This is a genomic window from Pigmentiphaga sp. (assembly GCF_033795525.1).
Classification (GTDB): Bacteria; Pseudomonadota; Gammaproteobacteria; order Burkholderiales; family Burkholderiaceae_B; genus Pigmentiphaga.
The window spans coordinates 1-15,877 of the sequence record NZ_JARYGM010000018.1; the positions used below are offsets into that span (position 1 = coordinate 1).

The 15,877-nt window shown below is 63.5% G+C and carries 14 protein-coding genes and 1 tRNA gene; 8 read left to right on the plus strand and 7 right to left on the minus strand.

What is annotated here, in order from left to right; all coding sequences use genetic code 11:
* Positions 1 to 231: 231 nt before the first annotated feature.
* From QHC78_RS20635 to QHC78_RS20655, 5 genes are all read right to left on the minus strand, one after another.
* Positions 232 to 1,209 (minus strand): reverse transcriptase family protein, encoded by a 978-nt coding sequence (locus QHC78_RS20635; protein WP_319747966.1) that lies wholly within the window; start codon positions 1,207 to 1,209, stop codon positions 232 to 234.
* Entirely contained in the window at positions 1,181 to 1,483 is a 303-nt protein-coding gene (locus QHC78_RS20640; protein WP_319747968.1) for a helix-turn-helix domain-containing protein, read from the minus strand. The genes QHC78_RS20635 and QHC78_RS20640 overlap by 29 nt, the downstream gene beginning before the upstream one ends.
* 36 nt (positions 1,484 to 1,519) lie before the next feature.
* Positions 1,520 to 1,777 (minus strand): hypothetical protein, encoded by a 258-nt coding sequence (locus tag QHC78_RS20645; RefSeq protein ID WP_319747969.1) that lies wholly within the window; start codon positions 1,775 to 1,777, stop codon positions 1,520 to 1,522.
* A 1,072-nt stretch (positions 1,778 to 2,849) separates the two neighbouring features.
* Positions 2,850 to 2,925 (minus strand) — tRNA-Ala (locus tag QHC78_RS20650).
* Positions 2,926 to 2,992: 67 nt separating this feature from the next.
* Positions 2,993 to 3,541 carry a Dps family protein gene (locus QHC78_RS20655; RefSeq protein WP_319747971.1) on the minus strand — a complete coding sequence of 183 codons (549 nt, stop codon included), beginning with the start codon at positions 3,539 to 3,541 and terminating at the stop codon, positions 2,993 to 2,995.
* Between the two features lie 277 nt (positions 3,542 to 3,818).
* On the opposite strand from QHC78_RS20655, the gene QHC78_RS20660 reads away from it, so the two are divergent.
* From QHC78_RS20660 to QHC78_RS20670, 3 genes are all read left to right on the plus strand, one after another.
* Complete coding sequence (locus tag QHC78_RS20660) at positions 3,819 to 5,051, plus strand: MFS transporter (RefSeq protein WP_319747972.1); 1,233 nt, start codon at positions 3,819 to 3,821, stop codon at positions 5,049 to 5,051.
* Positions 5,052 to 5,221: 170 nt separating this feature from the next.
* Positions 5,222 to 6,814 carry an OpgD/OpgG family glucan biosynthesis protein gene (locus tag QHC78_RS20665; protein WP_319747974.1) on the plus strand — a complete coding sequence of 531 codons (1,593 nt, stop codon included), beginning with the start codon at positions 5,222 to 5,224 and terminating at the stop codon, positions 6,812 to 6,814.
* A 95-nt stretch (positions 6,815 to 6,909) separates the two neighbouring features.
* Positions 6,910 to 9,129, plus strand: coding sequence for an FUSC family protein (locus tag QHC78_RS20670; protein WP_319747976.1), 2,220 nt, complete (start codon positions 6,910 to 6,912; stop codon positions 9,127 to 9,129).
* Between the two features lie 11 nt (positions 9,130 to 9,140).
* Here the strand turns inward: QHC78_RS20670 and cadR are convergent, their stop codons facing one another.
* The gene (gene cadR / locus QHC78_RS20675) at positions 9,141 to 9,593 is read right to left on the minus strand and encodes a Cd(II)/Pb(II)-responsive transcriptional regulator (RefSeq protein WP_319747978.1); all 453 of its coding nucleotides are present in this window, start codon (positions 9,591 to 9,593) and stop codon (positions 9,141 to 9,143) included.
* Between the two features lie 131 nt (positions 9,594 to 9,724).
* Here cadR and QHC78_RS20680 point away from each other — a divergent pair, with 131 nt between their 5' ends.
* Positions 9,725 to 11,920, plus strand: a complete 2,196-nt coding sequence (locus QHC78_RS20680) for a heavy metal translocating P-type ATPase (RefSeq protein WP_319747980.1) — start codon at positions 9,725 to 9,727, stop codon at positions 11,918 to 11,920.
* On the opposite strand, the gene yaaA is transcribed toward QHC78_RS20680, so the two are convergent.
* The gene (gene yaaA / locus QHC78_RS20685; protein WP_319747982.1) at positions 11,912 to 12,685 is read right to left on the minus strand and encodes a peroxide stress protein YaaA; all 774 of its coding nucleotides are present in this window, start codon (positions 12,683 to 12,685) and stop codon (positions 11,912 to 11,914) included. The genes QHC78_RS20680 and yaaA overlap by 9 nt on opposite strands.
* A 17-nt stretch (positions 12,686 to 12,702) precedes the next feature.
* Between yaaA and QHC78_RS20690 the strand changes: the two genes are divergently transcribed.
* The 4 genes from QHC78_RS20690 (at position 12,703) to QHC78_RS20705 (ending at position 15,873) form a co-directional block, all read left to right on the plus strand.
* Positions 12,703 to 13,116: a YchJ family protein gene (locus QHC78_RS20690; RefSeq protein WP_319747984.1), complete on the plus strand. Its 414-nt coding sequence runs from the start codon at positions 12,703 to 12,705 to the stop codon at positions 13,114 to 13,116.
* 62 nt (positions 13,117 to 13,178) lie between these two features.
* Positions 13,179 to 14,051 carry an alpha/beta hydrolase gene (locus tag QHC78_RS20695; protein ID WP_319747985.1) on the plus strand — a complete coding sequence of 291 codons (873 nt, stop codon included), beginning with the start codon at positions 13,179 to 13,181 and terminating at the stop codon, positions 14,049 to 14,051.
* A 113-nt stretch (positions 14,052 to 14,164) separates the two neighbouring features.
* The gene (locus QHC78_RS20700; RefSeq protein ID WP_319747987.1) at positions 14,165 to 14,896 is read left to right on the plus strand and encodes an enoyl-CoA hydratase/isomerase family protein; all 732 of its coding nucleotides are present in this window, start codon (positions 14,165 to 14,167) and stop codon (positions 14,894 to 14,896) included.
* A gap of 23 nt (positions 14,897 to 14,919) precedes the next feature.
* A complete protein-coding gene (locus QHC78_RS20705) occupies positions 14,920 to 15,873 on the plus strand; it encodes an NAD(P)H-dependent flavin oxidoreductase (RefSeq protein ID WP_319747988.1) in 954 nt (317 codons plus the stop codon).
* Positions 15,874 to 15,877 lie beyond the last annotated feature (4 nt).

Genomic DNA, 15,877 nt, shown 5'->3' on the forward strand with positions numbered 1-15,877 from the left:
GCCCAGGTCGCTGCATCAAGATTACCAACCGAAGCTAGATTCCAAATCCCAGTGGTGTGAAAAATCCGAGCAGGTCAGTGGGATGCTATGCCTCGTAGCGAATGCCTCTTCCACATGGGGAAGTTTGCGTGTGGGACGAGAAGCCGATAGGTCTGGATCCTTCCCTCTGTGGCCCACGGCTTCAAGTAAAGCTGCGGTACGTAGTGATTGTCTTTGCGGAGCTCGGGCATCTCAGCCTTCATCACTCAACTGCTGGACTATCTGGGAGTCCTGTTCTTGATCGAGTTCACCCTTCATCTTGGCGCCAAGCTCCGGATGAAAGCGGGTTACCTTCCCGATCTTTCCGCGTGCACTGTTGATGGCTTTGGCCTCGACCGGGTCGCCAGAAGCGAGAGCCAGTTTTGCTTGATGAACTTGAGCACGGATCCGCCGGCGTTCAGCCTTGGGCAGCGCAGGGTGCGCATTGATAACCAAGTTGTTGACGGTCATGGGGACGTTGCTCTTCATCACCTTCAGCTTGGAACGCTTGACGGTGAACCCGTTGCGCTGGATGAAGCCGATTGCTGTGCTTGTGGTACGGGTGATTTCGCCTTGCTCGACGGCCATTCTCTTCGAGAGCGTGATGTCGTCCGTCAGTCTGGAGTAGTTCCAGCCCTGCGATTGAAGCGTTCGTACAAGGTCGTGCTCGTTTTCCCACAGCACCAGGTTCGCCAGATAGCTGCTAGTCGGCGCGCCTTGGGGAAGGAAGCTATCCTTCGTGGTCAGTTGGGTGAGCAACTCGGCTACCTGCCGGGGAAAATGGCAAACCCCAAGCCATGCGGACAGAACCTGGGCTGGAGTGATGCTCGGAAAAAAATCTTGAATGTCGAGCGCGATGGTGACGGTGGCGCCCGAGTGGATGTTCGCGTTTCGTGCGTAATCTCTGGGATATGCCCGATCTCGAATGCTTCCTTGCAGGTACAGCGGGAATAAGATTCGACCAAAAATTCGCAGATTGATCTGTTTTTGCGCCTTCTTCAGTTGAGGGTGTGCATCCCATGTCATGCGCAAGGATCCATCCTTCTTGCGCTGGGGGTTCTCACGGTACATCTTGCTGGCATTGGCAGCTAGTTGGAGCAACTGTGGGGGAGTCAGTCCGAGCGCCTCTGCGAGGGCGTCAGGACTAGCGAGCTCATCGCCCTTATATAAGGGTCTGTTCGGACGACTCATGCAATAGCTGTAGCGCAGCAAAGGACAGCTTCTCTTGCAGCTCGACCGGCAGACCTGACAACTCGGTTTGGTCCGCGGCTAGAAAAAACAAGATCCCAGACGGGATGCCTAAGGCTTCCGAAATTTTCTGGATGGTAGTGAGCGTTGGGTCCTTCCGCTTGTTCTGTTCAAGCAGCGAAAGGTATGACACGGAAATCTCCGCTTTTTCAGCGAGAGCCGCTTGATTGAGCCCACGCTGTTTTCTACAGAGCGTGATGGCGCGACCAAGGTTCATGTTTGTCCCTAAATATGGAAATGGTGGTTTGCTGCATCAATCCGAGTGGAAGAACTGGTCAATCAATGCGCTGAGGTTCGTTACGACGGACAGGCCTTTAGCCATCAGTTCCAATGCCTTTTGGCAGGTTTCGTACGACACTCGGGGCTTGCTTGCCACTGCTTCCTGGCGATCCTCCAATGCAGCGATGATTGCCGTTAACTCACTACTGACGCTGGTGTTTAGCTCATGGTGCTTTTCCTGATGAAACGCGCGAAGCGCTTCGATGCAGGCTTTCAACTGGTCTGACTTCATTGTGGATCTCTCCAAGTCCGGGCGAAATTGCCCAGCTTCCACAAGCAATGGCCGAACGGAGAAGAGCTAACACCACAAACCACATCCCAACGAACAGCTTCCCTTTACTTTGTGACGCGTGCTTCGTATGTAGCCAGCGGTGCGGATACAGCATAGCGGTATCTGGACGCCGATGAGTACAGCCAAGGCAGAGCCGCAAGGTGTGCAGCTTTCCAGCGACGTACGACTCAGGCCAGGTGGCGCGAGGATACGAGCAGGAGGCAGCGAGGGGGAGACCTCAACAAAAACAAGTGCATCACCTCAAGAGCGATGCAGTGCTACCACGCCATGCTTGTGCAGCGATGAAATCGACCGTTTAAAGAGCACCGGGGCGAAACGCCCCTCCAAGCATCATGGTACACAAATCCAGTCGAAAGTCAATATTTTTTGACTGCCGGTAAATTTTTCGCGCGAATTTGTTTTTGCCCGTCTGCTAGATGCCGAATCAGGCATATTTTTAGATTAACCACGCTGTTCCAGCCGATGAGCCGGAAATCTCCACTTCTGATCCGGGCTAATTCGGGGTTCGGGTCAGGCCGAGGCGGGAGTATGAGTCGAGAGCAGTTGCGCGAGATCCGTAGCAGTCTGAAAAAGCAGATCAAAGCGAGTGTGAGTCCCGCGACCTTAGCGCGACTGGCGCGACCTTTCCTCGGCAATCGTAAGTGTTCATTCTCGTACCAGAAGCTTCTGGCGTTTGTTCGAAGTGAGTAGGCAGCGCGATGGAGAAAGGGACTCAGCGCTAGAGGCGAGGATTTTCCAACGGTGACGGCGCCTTAAACTTGATTTGCCAGGGAATGGTGTAGCAGCTGAAAGTTAGCTGTTTTGGCTAAGCCACTGATCTGAAATGAAAAAACCGACCTAGTGGTCGGTTTTTTTTACTTGAAGCCGCCGCAATTTCCGCAAAACCTGTCAGCCTATCACTGAACTACCGGTAAAGCATAATGCTGCCCATCGTGGAATTAAGCATATCTTTGCCATGTGGCAACTTTATGCTTAACGCCACATTGTTTTTTCTGGTTCTTGCCGGAATTCTTGGTGGAGCGGAGGAGGATCGAACTCCCGACCTTCGCATTGCGAACGCGACGCTCTCCCAGCTGAGCTACCGCCCCATGCACAGACCGCAACTATACCGTATTTTGGCGTGCGTGGCGATGGCCCTGCAGCCGGACGCCGGCCCTAGTGGCCGGTATTGTCGGCGTTCCGGCTTGCCTCGAACAGGAACCAGGTGCGGCGCTCGGCCTCGTCGATCCAGTTTTCGATCAGGCTGGCGGTGGCGATGTCGCGGTGCGTGTCGCAAATGTCGTGCGCCTCGCGCAGGTGGCCGGCCAGATCCTTGTTGTCTTCACGCAATTCGGCCAGCATGTCGAGCGGCTGGACGAAGTCCGCATCGTTGTCGAGGATGCGTTGCAGCTTGGCGATATGGCCGATGGACTTGATCGTCGGCCCGCCGATCTTGCGGACGCGCTCGGCGATGTCGTCGGTCATCGCGAACAGCTCGACCGCCTGCTCGTCCAGCAGCTCGTGATAATCCCGGAAGTGCGGCCCGCTCATGTGCCAGTGAAAATTCTTGGTCTTGAGATACAACGCGAACACGTCGGCCAGGATGCCGTTGAGCACGCCGCTCAGTTCGCGGGTGGCCTCCTGGCTCAGGTCGGTGGGCGTAGCCAGGGGGGCCGCGCGACGTTTTTTCAGCTTGGTTTGGCGTTCGGGATCCATGCGCTTCATAGCTTGCTCCAGCGTTGACGAACTGTGGCGACCGCGGCATGCCGCCCTCCCATGCCGCCGTCCGATTATGGGGGGCGTCGAGCACCAGATCAACCGAAAACCGTGGCACCGACACCAGCTGACACGACTTGCCGTGCCGCCTCAGGCAACCGAACGCCTAACCACGCGACTAATGGTTAACCCTTATACGTAGAGGAAAGCGGTGTAGACTAATGGCCCCGCACCCGCCGGCCAGCCATGAAGGTACGCGACCGGCCCTTTCCTGAGCCGAATCCGCTTGAACGCCAACTCACACCCGCATTCGTCCTCCCCTAGGCAGCTCTGGAGAGCACGCCTGCTCGTAACGGTGTCGCTCATGACCGGCGTCATGGGCAGCAGCGTTCCGACTCCGCTGTACCCGCTCTATCAAGCCAGCCTGCATTTGCCGTCTTTTACGACGACCGCGATTTTCTTCGCCTACGTGGTGGGCGTGCTGAGCGCCCTGCTCATAGGCGGGCGGCTTGCCGACCGGGTCAGCGATCGCCGCAAGCTGATGCTGCCGGCCCTGGGCATGGTGGCTGCCGGCGCCATGCTGCTGGCACTGGCGCATAGCCTCGGCATGCTGCTGGCCGGCCGGGCGCTGGCCGGCATGGGCACGGGATTGCTGACCGGAGCCGCCAACGCGGCATTGCTGGACCTCGAGCCGCCCCAGCACAAGCAGCGCGCAGCCCTGTTCGGCACGGTCGCCTTCACGCTCGGCGCCATCCTTGGCCCCGTCTTGAGCGGGATGGCGCTGCAAACGGACTTCTATCCCATGATCGCCCCGTTCCTGGTCATCATATCGATTGCGCTTGCCGCGGGCTGGGGGCTCTGGCGCCAGCCGCTGCAACGCGCCGCGGTGCCGGCCGTCGGCACGACGGCCGCGGCCCAGGCAGCCCATGCCGCCGCGCGGGCCCTGCCTCCTGGACGGCTTTTGCCGCTCATGCTGCTGAGCTGTATCTCCCTGTCGATGGTCTGGGGCGTCGGCTCGTCGCTGATGGCCATCGGACCCTCGCTGGGTGAAAAGCTGCTGGGCATCCATGATTACGCGCTCACCGGCTATGCGAGCTCGGTGCTGGCCGCTTGCGCCGGCGCCGCGCAGTTCTTCAGCCAACGCCTCTCCAGCGCGTCGGCCTTCCGCCACGGCAATATCGTCTTCGCCGCCGGCCTGGCGTGCGCCATGGCCTCGCTGTGGCTGACGCAACCGGCGCTGATGGGCGTGGCCGTGCTGGTCACCGGGCTGGGGTTCGGAGCGGCCTTCATAGGCGCGGCCGGGATCGTCAACCAGATTGCGCCGCCGCAACGCCGGGGACTGATGGTGTCGCTGTTCTATATCGCCGGCTACATTGGCAATGCCTGGCCCATGCTGCTCGGCTTCATCACGGACCACGCCGGCCCCATGGCGGCGGCCATGACGCTGCTGGTGACTGCGACCTCGGCCTCGATCAGTTTCGTGCTGCTCGGACGCAAGCTGTTGCCCGCCCGCCCATGAACGTCGCTCGCCGTGTTTTCCCGAAGTTACCCACGCGTCATGTGGACAACGCTGGGGACAGCCATGGGACTACACAAAAAAACCTTTTCTCACCAACGACTTACGCGAGGTGGTGAAAAATTGGGCACACCCCGCAGAGGGATGGTTACCAGAGGCATAGTCACCCATTCATGATCGACCGCCGCACTTTCCTCACCGCAGCCGGCGCGGTCGTCCTCGCCGGTGTGGGACATGCCGCGCCCGCAGCCGGGGCGGCACTGAAGCTGGGCCCGCGCCAGCCTTTCTCTTTCGACCACTTGCGCGAGGAGGCACGGCTGGCGGCGCAGCGTCCGTTCGAACCGCTGCCCGTACCGGACTGGTCGACCCTCGAACGCCTGGACTATGCGGCCCACGGCCAGATCCGCTTCAAACCCGGGTACGCCTTGTTCGCGGACGGACCCGGCCGGTTCCCGGTAACGTTCTTCCATCTTGGCCGCTTCGCGCCCAAGCCGGTCAGGATGTACGTCCTCGACGGGACCGGGCGCCAGGCGCGCGAGATTGTTTACGACGAAGACTATTTCGAAATACCGACCGGCAGCCCCGCCCACGCGTTGCCGGCAGGCATAGGCTTTGCCGGATTTCGCTTCCAGGAGAACCGGCTCGCGGGTCCGCCGGCGCCGGACTGGCGCTCGAACGATTGGGTCGCATTCCTGGGCGCATCCTACTTTCGCGCCATTGGCGAGCTCTATCAGTACGGCTTGTCGGCACGCGGCATCGCGGTCGACGTGGCCGTGCCGGACCGCCCCGAGGAATTCCCCGACTTCACCCACGTCTACTTCGAGCCGCAGCAAGAAGAGAGCAACACCGTTACGGTCTATGCACGCCTCGACGGCCCCCGCATCACCGGCGCGTTCCGGTTCGACATGATGCGCGACCGGGCGGTCTTGATGGAGGTCGATGCCGCCCTGTTCCTGCGCGAGGATGTCGCGCGGCTGGGCATTGCACCGCTCACGTCCATGTATTGGTTTTCCGAAACGCAGAAGCCCGCCGCGATCGATTGGCGGCCCGAGGTCCATGATTCCGATGGACTGGCGATGTGGACCGGAAACGGCGAGTACATCTGGCGCCCTCTGAACAACCCTCCCCGCACCATGGCCTCCGCCTTCAGCGACGGGAACCCGCGAGGCTTCGGCCTGCTCCAGCGCGACAGGGACTTCGACCACTACCTGGACGGCGTCTACTACGACCGCCGGCCGTCGCTGTGGGTAGAGCCGCTCGGCGACTGGGGCCCCGGCACCGTGCAGCTGGTAGAAATTCCTACGGACGACGAGATCCACGACAACATCGTCGCCATGTGGGTCCCCGCCGCCCCCGCGGCGAAAGGGACGTCCTACCGGCTCAAATACCGCCTGCACTGGACGGGCCGGGAACCCTTCCCGCCACCCATGGCGCGCTGCGTGGCGACCCGGCTGGGTAACGGCGGCCAGCCCGGCCAGCCCCGGCCCGAAGGCGTGCGCAAATTCATGGTGGAGTTCCTGGGCGGGCCCTTGGCCCAGTTGCCGTACGGCGTGCAGCCCGAGCCCGTGCTATGGGCCTCGCGCGGCAAGTTTTCCTACGTCTATACCGAAGCGGTGCCCAACGACGTCCCCGGCCATTGGCGGGCCCAATTCGACCTGGCGGTGGACGGCACGGACCCGGTGGAAATGCGCTTGTATCTGAAAAGCGGCGAGCGCACCCTCTCGGAGACCTGGCTCTACCAATATCACCCCGCCAATCCGGCCTGAGGCGCCGCAGCGGCTGCCCGCCTCGCGACAAGCCGCTGCCGTGCACGCCGGTTTTCACATAGACTGCGCGCTGGGCATCGACAAGATCCGTCTCGATGGACTACACCACCAAGAACATCAAGAAGTTCATCTACAGCCAGTACTTCTACATGGGCATCCGGCAGGCGCTGGGCGTGCTGATGCCTGCGCTTGTCCTGCTCGGACTCTTCCACCACGCGGCACTTGGGCTCGCCGCCACGTTCGGCGCCATGTGCGTCTCGATCGTGGACCAGCCAGGGCCTTACCGGCACCGGCGCAACGAGATGCTCGGCTGCGCCGTGCTCGGCACGATCGCCGCGGGGGCGACGGCGCTCTGCAGCCCTTACCCGCTCGCCTTGTGGCTGGTGGTCATCGCACAGTGTTTTGCCTTTTCCCTGCTCACGGTATTCGGCCGCAAAGGCGGGCTGATGGGATTCGGCTGCCTATTGCTCATGACCCTGACCATGCACGACCAGATGGATGGCCGCGCTGCGGCGGTCCATACGGTCGCGACCCTGGGAGGCGGCCTGTGGTACACCGCCTTCAGTCTGCTCGTGAACCGGCTGCTGTGGTATCGGCAAGAGCAGCAGGCGATTGCCGTCTGCGTCTTCGCATCGGCCGAATACCTGGAGGCCAAGGCGAAGTTCTACGATCCCGACGTCGACATCGAAGAAAACTACCGGGATGTCATCGCCAAGCAGGCGGCGGTGGCAGAACAGCAGGAGGCCGCACGCGACGTCGTGCTGCGCGAGCTGCCGCGCCGCTCCAACCGCAAGCGCGACCAGTACCGCGCCATGCTGTTCAATCTGTTCATCGACATCGTCGATCTTCACGAAACCATGGTGGCGGTCCATACCGACTATCCGCTGCTGCGGCGGGTATTCAAGGAATCGGACCTGCTGGTGTTCTTCCGTGACCTGCTTCACAAGCTGGCGCAGGAAACCGAAACCGTGGGACTGGCCGTGACGCAAGGCGTCCCCAGCAGAAGCAAGATCACCGTCAAGGCCGAATTCCGCGCCATCGAGTACGAAATCGAGCTGCTCAAGCAACGCGGGTTTCCTCAGGCCGAACCCGAGGCCTATGCCGCGCTGATCTCGACCTTCAGGCGGGCGCGCAATGCCGCCCGTATCGTGGATCGCCTGCACCGCCACACCGACCCCGCCCATACCGCCGAACCGGCGGTGCTCGAGATGGACACGTCCTTGCAACGTTTTCTGTCCCGGCAGGACTTCAGGCTGGGACGCTTGACCAGCAACCTGCGCCTGGGCTCGCCTTACCTGCGGCACGCCATTCGGGTTGCGCTGGCGGCTGCCGTCGGCATGGCCGTATCCAGCGAATGGCTCCTGCCCCATCACGCCATCCATAGTTACTGGGTGGTTCTGACCATACTGGTCATCATGAAGCCGGGGTTCGGGCTCTCCAAGCAACGCAATTTGCAGCGGCTTGCCGGGACCTTCATCGGCTGCCTGCTGGTGCTGGCCCTGCTTTCCTTCGTGCACAACAAGTTCGTGCTGCTGGCCGCCATGTTCCTGGCAGTCGTGATGGCCAATAGCCTGGTCCTGCTCTATTACGTCGGCAGCTCGGCCTTCAATACGGCTTTCGTGCTGCTCAGCTTCCACTTCCTCGCGCCGGGCTCGCTCATGGTCATAGGCGAGCGCGCCATCGATACCCTGGTGGGATCGGCGATCGCCCTGGCCTGCAGCTATGTACTGCCGTATTGGGAATACCGGCTGCTCAAGCCATTCCTGCGGCGGGCCATCGAGGCCAACCGCCAATACCTGGCCGCCAGCCGCAAGCTGCTCGCCACGTCGGTGAGCAACATCGACATGCACCCTGACGACGTCGAGTACCGGCTGGCCCGCAAGAACGTACATGTCGCCTTCGGCAACTTTGCCAACTCTTTCTACAGGATGATGCTGGAGCCCAAATCCAAGCAGCGGTCGCCGGCCCAGTTGAACAGCCTCGTCATCCAGTTGCACGATTTGGCCGCGCAGGTCAGCGCATCGGCACCGCTGGTCGCGGCGATGCCGGAACTGCCGCCGGCCTTGGCTGCGGTACTGGATACAGTGGAGGTCCTCCTGCGCGATGCCGAATCCGGGCGCCCGATGTCTGAAGAACAGTCCGACCGCCTGACGGGCCAGGTCAAGGAGTTGGATGCGCTCGTATCGCAGGTCCAGGCGGCCACGGCGCCCGCCGACCCTGAGCGCGGCCTGGTGCTTCAACAACTCGTCTACCAGGCCAGGCAGATGGCCAAGACCGCCCTCCTGATACAGTCCACGGTCCAGCAGTTGAGCTAGCGCGGGGCCGGTCAGGCATGCGTGGGCCCAAGCAAGCCGTGCTTGTGCTCGGTCTCGCGCCGCGCCGGATGCGGCGCCGCCGCCAGGCCTTGCAGGATGCCGCAGTCGGATGCGGCGGTCTCTTCCTGGCATCGGCCGCGCAGCGCCTTGAGCGTTTTCTGCAGTGCCTTGAGTTCCGCGATGCGAGCCGCCACGTGGCCAATATGCTCGTCCAGCAGCGCGTTGATTTCGCCGCAATTTTCGCGAGGATCATCGCATAGACGCAGCAAGCGCCGGATTTCGTCCAAGGTCATGTCCAGCGCACGGCAGTTGCGCACCAGCTGCAGGCGCTCGGCATGCGCATCGCCGTAGACGCGGTAGTTGCCGGGCGTGCGCGCCGGCGGCGGCAACAGGCCTTCCCGCTCGTAGTAACGGATCGTTTCGACCGGCGTGCCGGTGCGCGCGGCCAGTTCGCCTATTTTCATCGCATTCCTCCGTCTTGCTGTCGGTCCGGCCAAACTATGGCCATGCTCCGCGCCCTGATGGTCCGCAGCAACGCTTGACTCTGTATCTACTACAGGGTTTCAAATACCAGGGTACGCCAATGGAGTCCTGGATGTCGAATTCTTGCCCTTCCTGCCAATGCCAAGCCTCTTCTGCGGACGGGGCCGCCGCATCCCCCGTCCAGCGGGACACCGCCGGCGGACGGCTGCGCGAATCCCTGTTCCGGATCGAGCAAATGGACTGCCCCACCGAGGAACGCCTGCTGCGCAAGGCGCTCGAGTCGCTGCAAGGCGTGCGCACGCTTTCATTCGACCTGATCCAGCGCACATTGAAAGTCGGCCATGTGCTGGACGATCCGCAACCCATCATGGCAGCGATCGCCGGCCTGAACATGACTCCGGTGCTGCTGGAGGCCTCGCCGGCCGCGTCCGGGCCAGCGCAAGCAGTCGCCGAGCCCCGACCGCCGTGGCTGCGGATGGGCCTGGCCGGGGCCTTCGCTATCGCAGCCGAGGCCCTGGCGTACGCGTCGGGGGCCGATACGTCGCCCGCCGTCGCGGCGCTGGCGCTCGCGGCCATCTTGTTGGGCGGCCTGGGAACGCTGCGCAAAGGCTGGCTGGCGCTCAAGCACTTCACCCTCAATATCAATCTCCTGATGACGGTGGCGGTGGTAGGCGCCGTCCTTATCGGCCACTGGCCGGAAGCCGCCATGGTGATCTGGCTGTTCGGCCTCGCGGAAATGATCGAGTCGCTCAGCCTGACACGTGCCCGCAACGCCATCCGTGGCCTGACCGCGATGGCACCCGAGCGCGGCCTGGTCCGGCAAGCCGACGGTTCCTGGCAGGAGTTGCCCGCGCAACGGATAGGCCTGGATGCCATCGTTCGGGCACGGCCAGGCGAACGGATCGTCCTGGACGGAATCGTGCTCGACGGCGCCTCCAGCGTGAACCAGGCGCCTATCACCGGCGAAAGCATGCCGGTGGACAAGCAGGTAGGCGATCCGCTCTATGCCGGAACGGTCAACCAGCAGGGCGTGCTGGACTATCGCGTGACCGCGGCTACCGGCCATACCATGCTCGATCGCATCGCCCAGATGGTGCAGGAAGCGCAGGCACAGCGCGCTCCCACCCAGCGCTTCATCGACCGCTTCGCGCGCGTCTATACACCGGCGGTATTCGCCATCGCAATCCTGGTGGCCGTCGCCGGCCCGCTTGCCCTGGGCATGGCCTGGGCCGACTCGATCTACCGGGCGCTCGTGCTGCTGGTCATCGCCTGCCCATGCGCGCTGGTCATCTCGACCCCCGTCACTATCGTCAGCGGCCTCGCCTCGGCCGCCCGGCGCGGCATATTGATCAAGGGTGGACTCTATCTGGAGCAGGGCCGCCGCCTGCGCCGGCTCGCGCTCGACAAGACCGGCACGCTGACCTACGGCAAACCGGTGGTGACGGATATCGTGCCCATGGGTGCCCCCGCCATGGCGCGCGAACGGATACTGCAGTTGGCCGCCAGCCTGGATGCACTGTCATCCCATCCCGTAGCGCATGCCATCGTGTCCGCGCATCCCGGCCCCCCGCTGCCCGTGTCGGGTTTCGCGGCGCTGCCCGGCCAAGGCGTGCGGGGCGTCATAGACGGCAAAGCGTACGCGCTGGGCAACCTGCGCCTGGCGCGCGGCTTGAACGCCGCCGGCACCGAACTGGACGCCGCGATGGAAGGCCTGGAACGTCAGGGCAAGACGGCGGTCGTCCTGTGCGAAGAAGGTGCCGCAGTGGCGATCCTGGCTGTCGCCGACACGATCAGGGAAACCAGCCGTGCGGCTGTTGCCGACTTGCTCCGGCTGGGCGTGGAGCCGGTTGTCCTGTCGGGCGACAACCCAGCTACCGTCCGCGCGGTGGCGGGCGAGCTGGGCATCGACGATGCCCGCGGCAGTTTGCTGCCGGACGACAAGCTGGCCGCCCTGGAAGAGCTCGGCAAAAACACCCCGGTCGGGATGGTAGGCGATGGAATCAATGACGCACCGGCCCTCGCGCGGGCCGACATCGGTTTCGCCATGGGCGCTGCAGGCACGGATACCGCGATCGAAACGGCCGACGTCGCCCTGATGCAGGACGACCTGCGCAAGCTGCCCGAATTCATCCGCCTGTCCCGCCGCACGGCGCTCGTCCTTTGGCAGAACATCGTCTTCGCCCTGGCGATCAAGCTGGTGTTCTTCGGCTTGACGCTGACGGGAGACGCCACTCTATGGATGGCGGTATTCGCCGACGCAGGCGCCAGCCTGCTGGTGGTGTTCAACGGGCTGCGGCTGCTACGCTGACTTGCGGCGGAATACCAGCTTGTCGGCGCTGGAAACGGAGCCGTCGTAGGCGTAGCCCTCGAGGTCGAAACCCTGCAAGGCCTCCGGCTTGGCGATGCGCTTTTCGATTGCGTAGCGGACCATCAGCCCGCGCGCACGCTTGGCATGGAAGCTGATTACCTTATAGGCGCCGCCTTTCCAGTCCTCGAACACGCATTGAATGACCCGGGCCTTCAGCGCTTTGCGGTCCACCGCCTTGAAATATTCTTCCGACGCCAGGTTCACCACGACCGGATGCTTGTCCGCCTCCTGCCGCTGGTTCAGGTAGTCGGAAATCTCGCTGCCCCAGTATTCGTAAAGATTCTTGCCCTTGGCGGTTGCCAGCCGGGTTCCCATCTCCAGGCGGTACGGCTGCATCAGGTCGAGCGGACGCAGCGCGCCGTAAAGGCCGCTGAGGATCACTACGTGCTCCTGGGCCCAGTCGAGCTGCTTGGCCGTGAGACTACCGGCATTCAGTCCCTCGTAGACGTCGCCATTGAAGGCCAGCACGGCCTGCTTGGCGTTTTCGGCCGTAAACTTCGGTGTCCACTTGGCGTAGCGGGCGACGTTCAGTTCGGCCAGCGCCGGGCTCAGGTTCATGAGGCCGGCGATGTCGCCGGCGGACTTGGTTTTCAGCACCGAGATCAGCTTCTTGGCGCGATCCACGAACAGGGGCTGGGTAGCGGTATCGACATGCGCGGGCGTGTCGTAGTCCAGCTTCTTGGCAGGAGAAAGAAGAAACAGCATGGTACGTACCGGAGCAAATGAAGCCAGGCGTTAATGTAGACCAATTGTGCCCCTGCGGGCTGCCCAGGCCCTATGCAGAGTGTTGCGGCCGCTGGCACCAGGGGCCGGATCATTTGCAGGCGCCCGACCCTGAATCACTGATGAGATCCCGCTATAGCGCCTATGCCCTGGGCAAGCACGACTACGTGCTGGCAACCTGGCATCCGTCCACCTGCCCCGCCGGCCTGCAAGCCGATCCGACGGGCCTGACGTGGCTGGGGCTGGAAGTACGCCGCGCGACCCTGGACGACCCGGACCACGGCACGGTGGAATTCGTCGCGCGCAGCAAGCACGCGGGACGGGCGCAACGCCTGCACGAAATCAGCCGTTTCGTGCGGGAGTCCGGACGCTGGTACTACCTCGATGGAAGCTTCCCCCGCAAGAGTGGTTAAACTTTCCGGCGGCGCCCCGGCGCCTGCCCTGGCCATCCCGGCCGCGACTCGACATTCACGCCATGCCCTCCCATCCGCTGCACGATCATCCTCCGTTCACCCCCGAATTCTGCGAACGCGAATACAACAACCTCGCCCGCATCCCTGACCATCTGAGCTATACCGCCCGCTGGGCGGCCGATGGCGCGCTCGCCCGGCGCACACAGGCCGCCCGGCTGGGACTGCGCTACGGGCCGGCCCCGGCCGAGACGCTGGACTATTTCCCGGCCCGGAAGAACGGTGCCCCGCTGCTGGTCTTCATACACGGCGGCTACTGGCGGGCCCTGAACAAGTCCGATTTTTCGTGGATAGCCCCGGCCTACGTAGCGCGTGGCGCCGCGGTGGCGATCGTCGACTACGGACTGGCTCCGGCCACTCCCATCGACGAAATCGTCCGTCAAATGCTGCGCGCCCATGCCTGGCTCTATCGCCACGCCGGCGAACTGGGCTTCGATGCCCGCCGCATCGTTACCAGCGGGCACTCCGCGGGCGGCCATCTCACCGCCATGATGGTTGGGGCGCGCTGGCAGGAATGGGAGTCCGGCCTGCCTGCCCGACTGGTCAACGGCGGACTGGCACTGAGCGGCCTGTTCGACCTGGAACCGGTCGCCAAGGCTCCTTTCCTGGCCAACCTCGAATTGACGCCCCCGCTCGTATCCCAACTCTCGCCGGCCTATTGGGTCCCCGACCACGACACACCCATGGTGGCCGCGGTGGGCGCATCCGAGACCGGCGAGTTCCGCCGGCAGAACCAACTGATCGCTGCCTGCTGGCCGCGCAACGTGACACGTACGCTGGAGCTGCCGGACTGCCACCATCTAGATATCTGCGACCGGCTGGCGGCCCCGGGCGGAGAACTGTTCGACGCGGCCTGCGGATTGCTCGGGCTGAACTGAGGCGCCCGCCGCCGAGCGGCGGGCCGGATCATGACGAACGCCCGTGCATAAAGTTGACGAAATTAACTACTTAGTTTAATTTATCAACTAATTTCACGCGAGAAGGCCTCATCGTGACCGAGGAAAAAACCCTGTTGACGGAGCGCCGCGGGCACGTCCTGCTGCTGACGCTGAATCGCCATGCCAAGCGCAATGCGCTCGATATGACGCTCATGCGCAGCCTCGTCGATGCCCTGCGCGCCGCGGATGCGGACCCCGAAGTACGGTGCGTCGTGATAACGGCCCGGGGCACCTGCTTTTGCGCCGGCGCCGACCTGGACGAAGGCCGCGCCATACCGCGCGAGCGCGCCGACCTGCTGCAAACCCGCGCCGACTTGCTGGTGGACATCAACACCGCCGTAGCCCGCATGAGCACACCGGTCATCGCCGCGGTCAACGGTCCGGCAATAGGGGCCGGCGCCGGCCTGTCGCTCGGCTGCGACCTGGTGGTCGCCTCTCCCGCCGCGCGCTTCGGCTATCCCGAGGTCAAGCACGGCATCTCGGCGGGCCTGCTCATTCCCAATCTCATACGCCAGGTAGGTCCCAAGCCTGCATTCGAATTGGTCGCCACGGGCGATCCGATCGACGCCGAGCGCGCCTATGCCCTGGGCATGATCAACCGCATCGTCCCCGCCGAGGAACTCACCACTTCCGCCCTCGCCCTCGCGGAGCGGCTGGCGCAATTCGCGCCAGCCGGCCTGATGGCGTCCAAGCGCGCTTTCCAACAAGCCTACGACCTGCCCATGGAAGAAGCCGTATGGGCCGCGCGCGACACCAACGACCGGATCCGCGCCGCATCGGACTGAAACTCACCTCCTCGACATCCATCATGCTTTCCACCCGACTGACTTCTCTTCTGGGCATCCGCCATCCCATCATCCAAGGCGGCATGAGCTGGGCCTCGTCCAATGCGGAACTGGCGCTGGCCGTATCCGAAGCAGGCGGCCTGGGGGTCATCGCGGCGGGGCCCATGTACCCGGACGACCTCCGCGCAGCGATCGCGAAGGTGCGTGCGGGAACACGCCAGCCCTTCGCCGTCAACGTCCCGCTATATAACAAGCGGGCAACGGAGTTCCTGGACATCGTCCTGGAAATGAAGGTGCCTATCATCATCGCGTCGCAAGGCGGCCCCAAGGCGCATATCCGCCGCTTCAAGGACGCTGGCGTAACCTGGATCCAAGTCACGGCCAACCCGCTGCACGCCCGTAAGGCCGAAGATGCCGGCGTGGATGCGGTCATAGCAGTGGGCGGCGAAGCCGGCGGCCATCCGGGGCCCGACGAGGTGGGAACGCTGGTGCTGGTCCGGGCCACCGTCAAGGCGGTGTCGGTGCCGGTCATCGGCGCGGGCGGCATCGCCGACGGCGCGGGCATCGCTGCCATGCTCGCGTTGGGGGCCAGCGGCGCCCAGCTGGGCACGCGATTCTTGCTGACCCCCGAAGCGGGCCTGCACGCCTCCTACAAGGACAGGGTGCTCCAGGCCGGTATCGGCGATACCGCCATCGTGGGACGCGGCCGCTCGCCCATCCGCATGGTCAAGAACGCATTCTCCGCCGAGTACGAGGCTGCGGCCGGGACCGGCGCGACCGCTGCCGAACTCGATGCGCTCTTCGCCCGCAGTTCATTGCGGCAGGCCGCCAAGGACGGCGACGTCGAACAAGGGAAAGTGGAAGCAGGACAAAGCGCCGGCCTGATCGACCAGCTGGAGCCCGCAGGCGAGCTGGTCGTCCGCCTCGCGCAGGAAGCGGAAGCCGCGCTCGCTGACGCGGCCGCCTGCATAGGCTGATCCG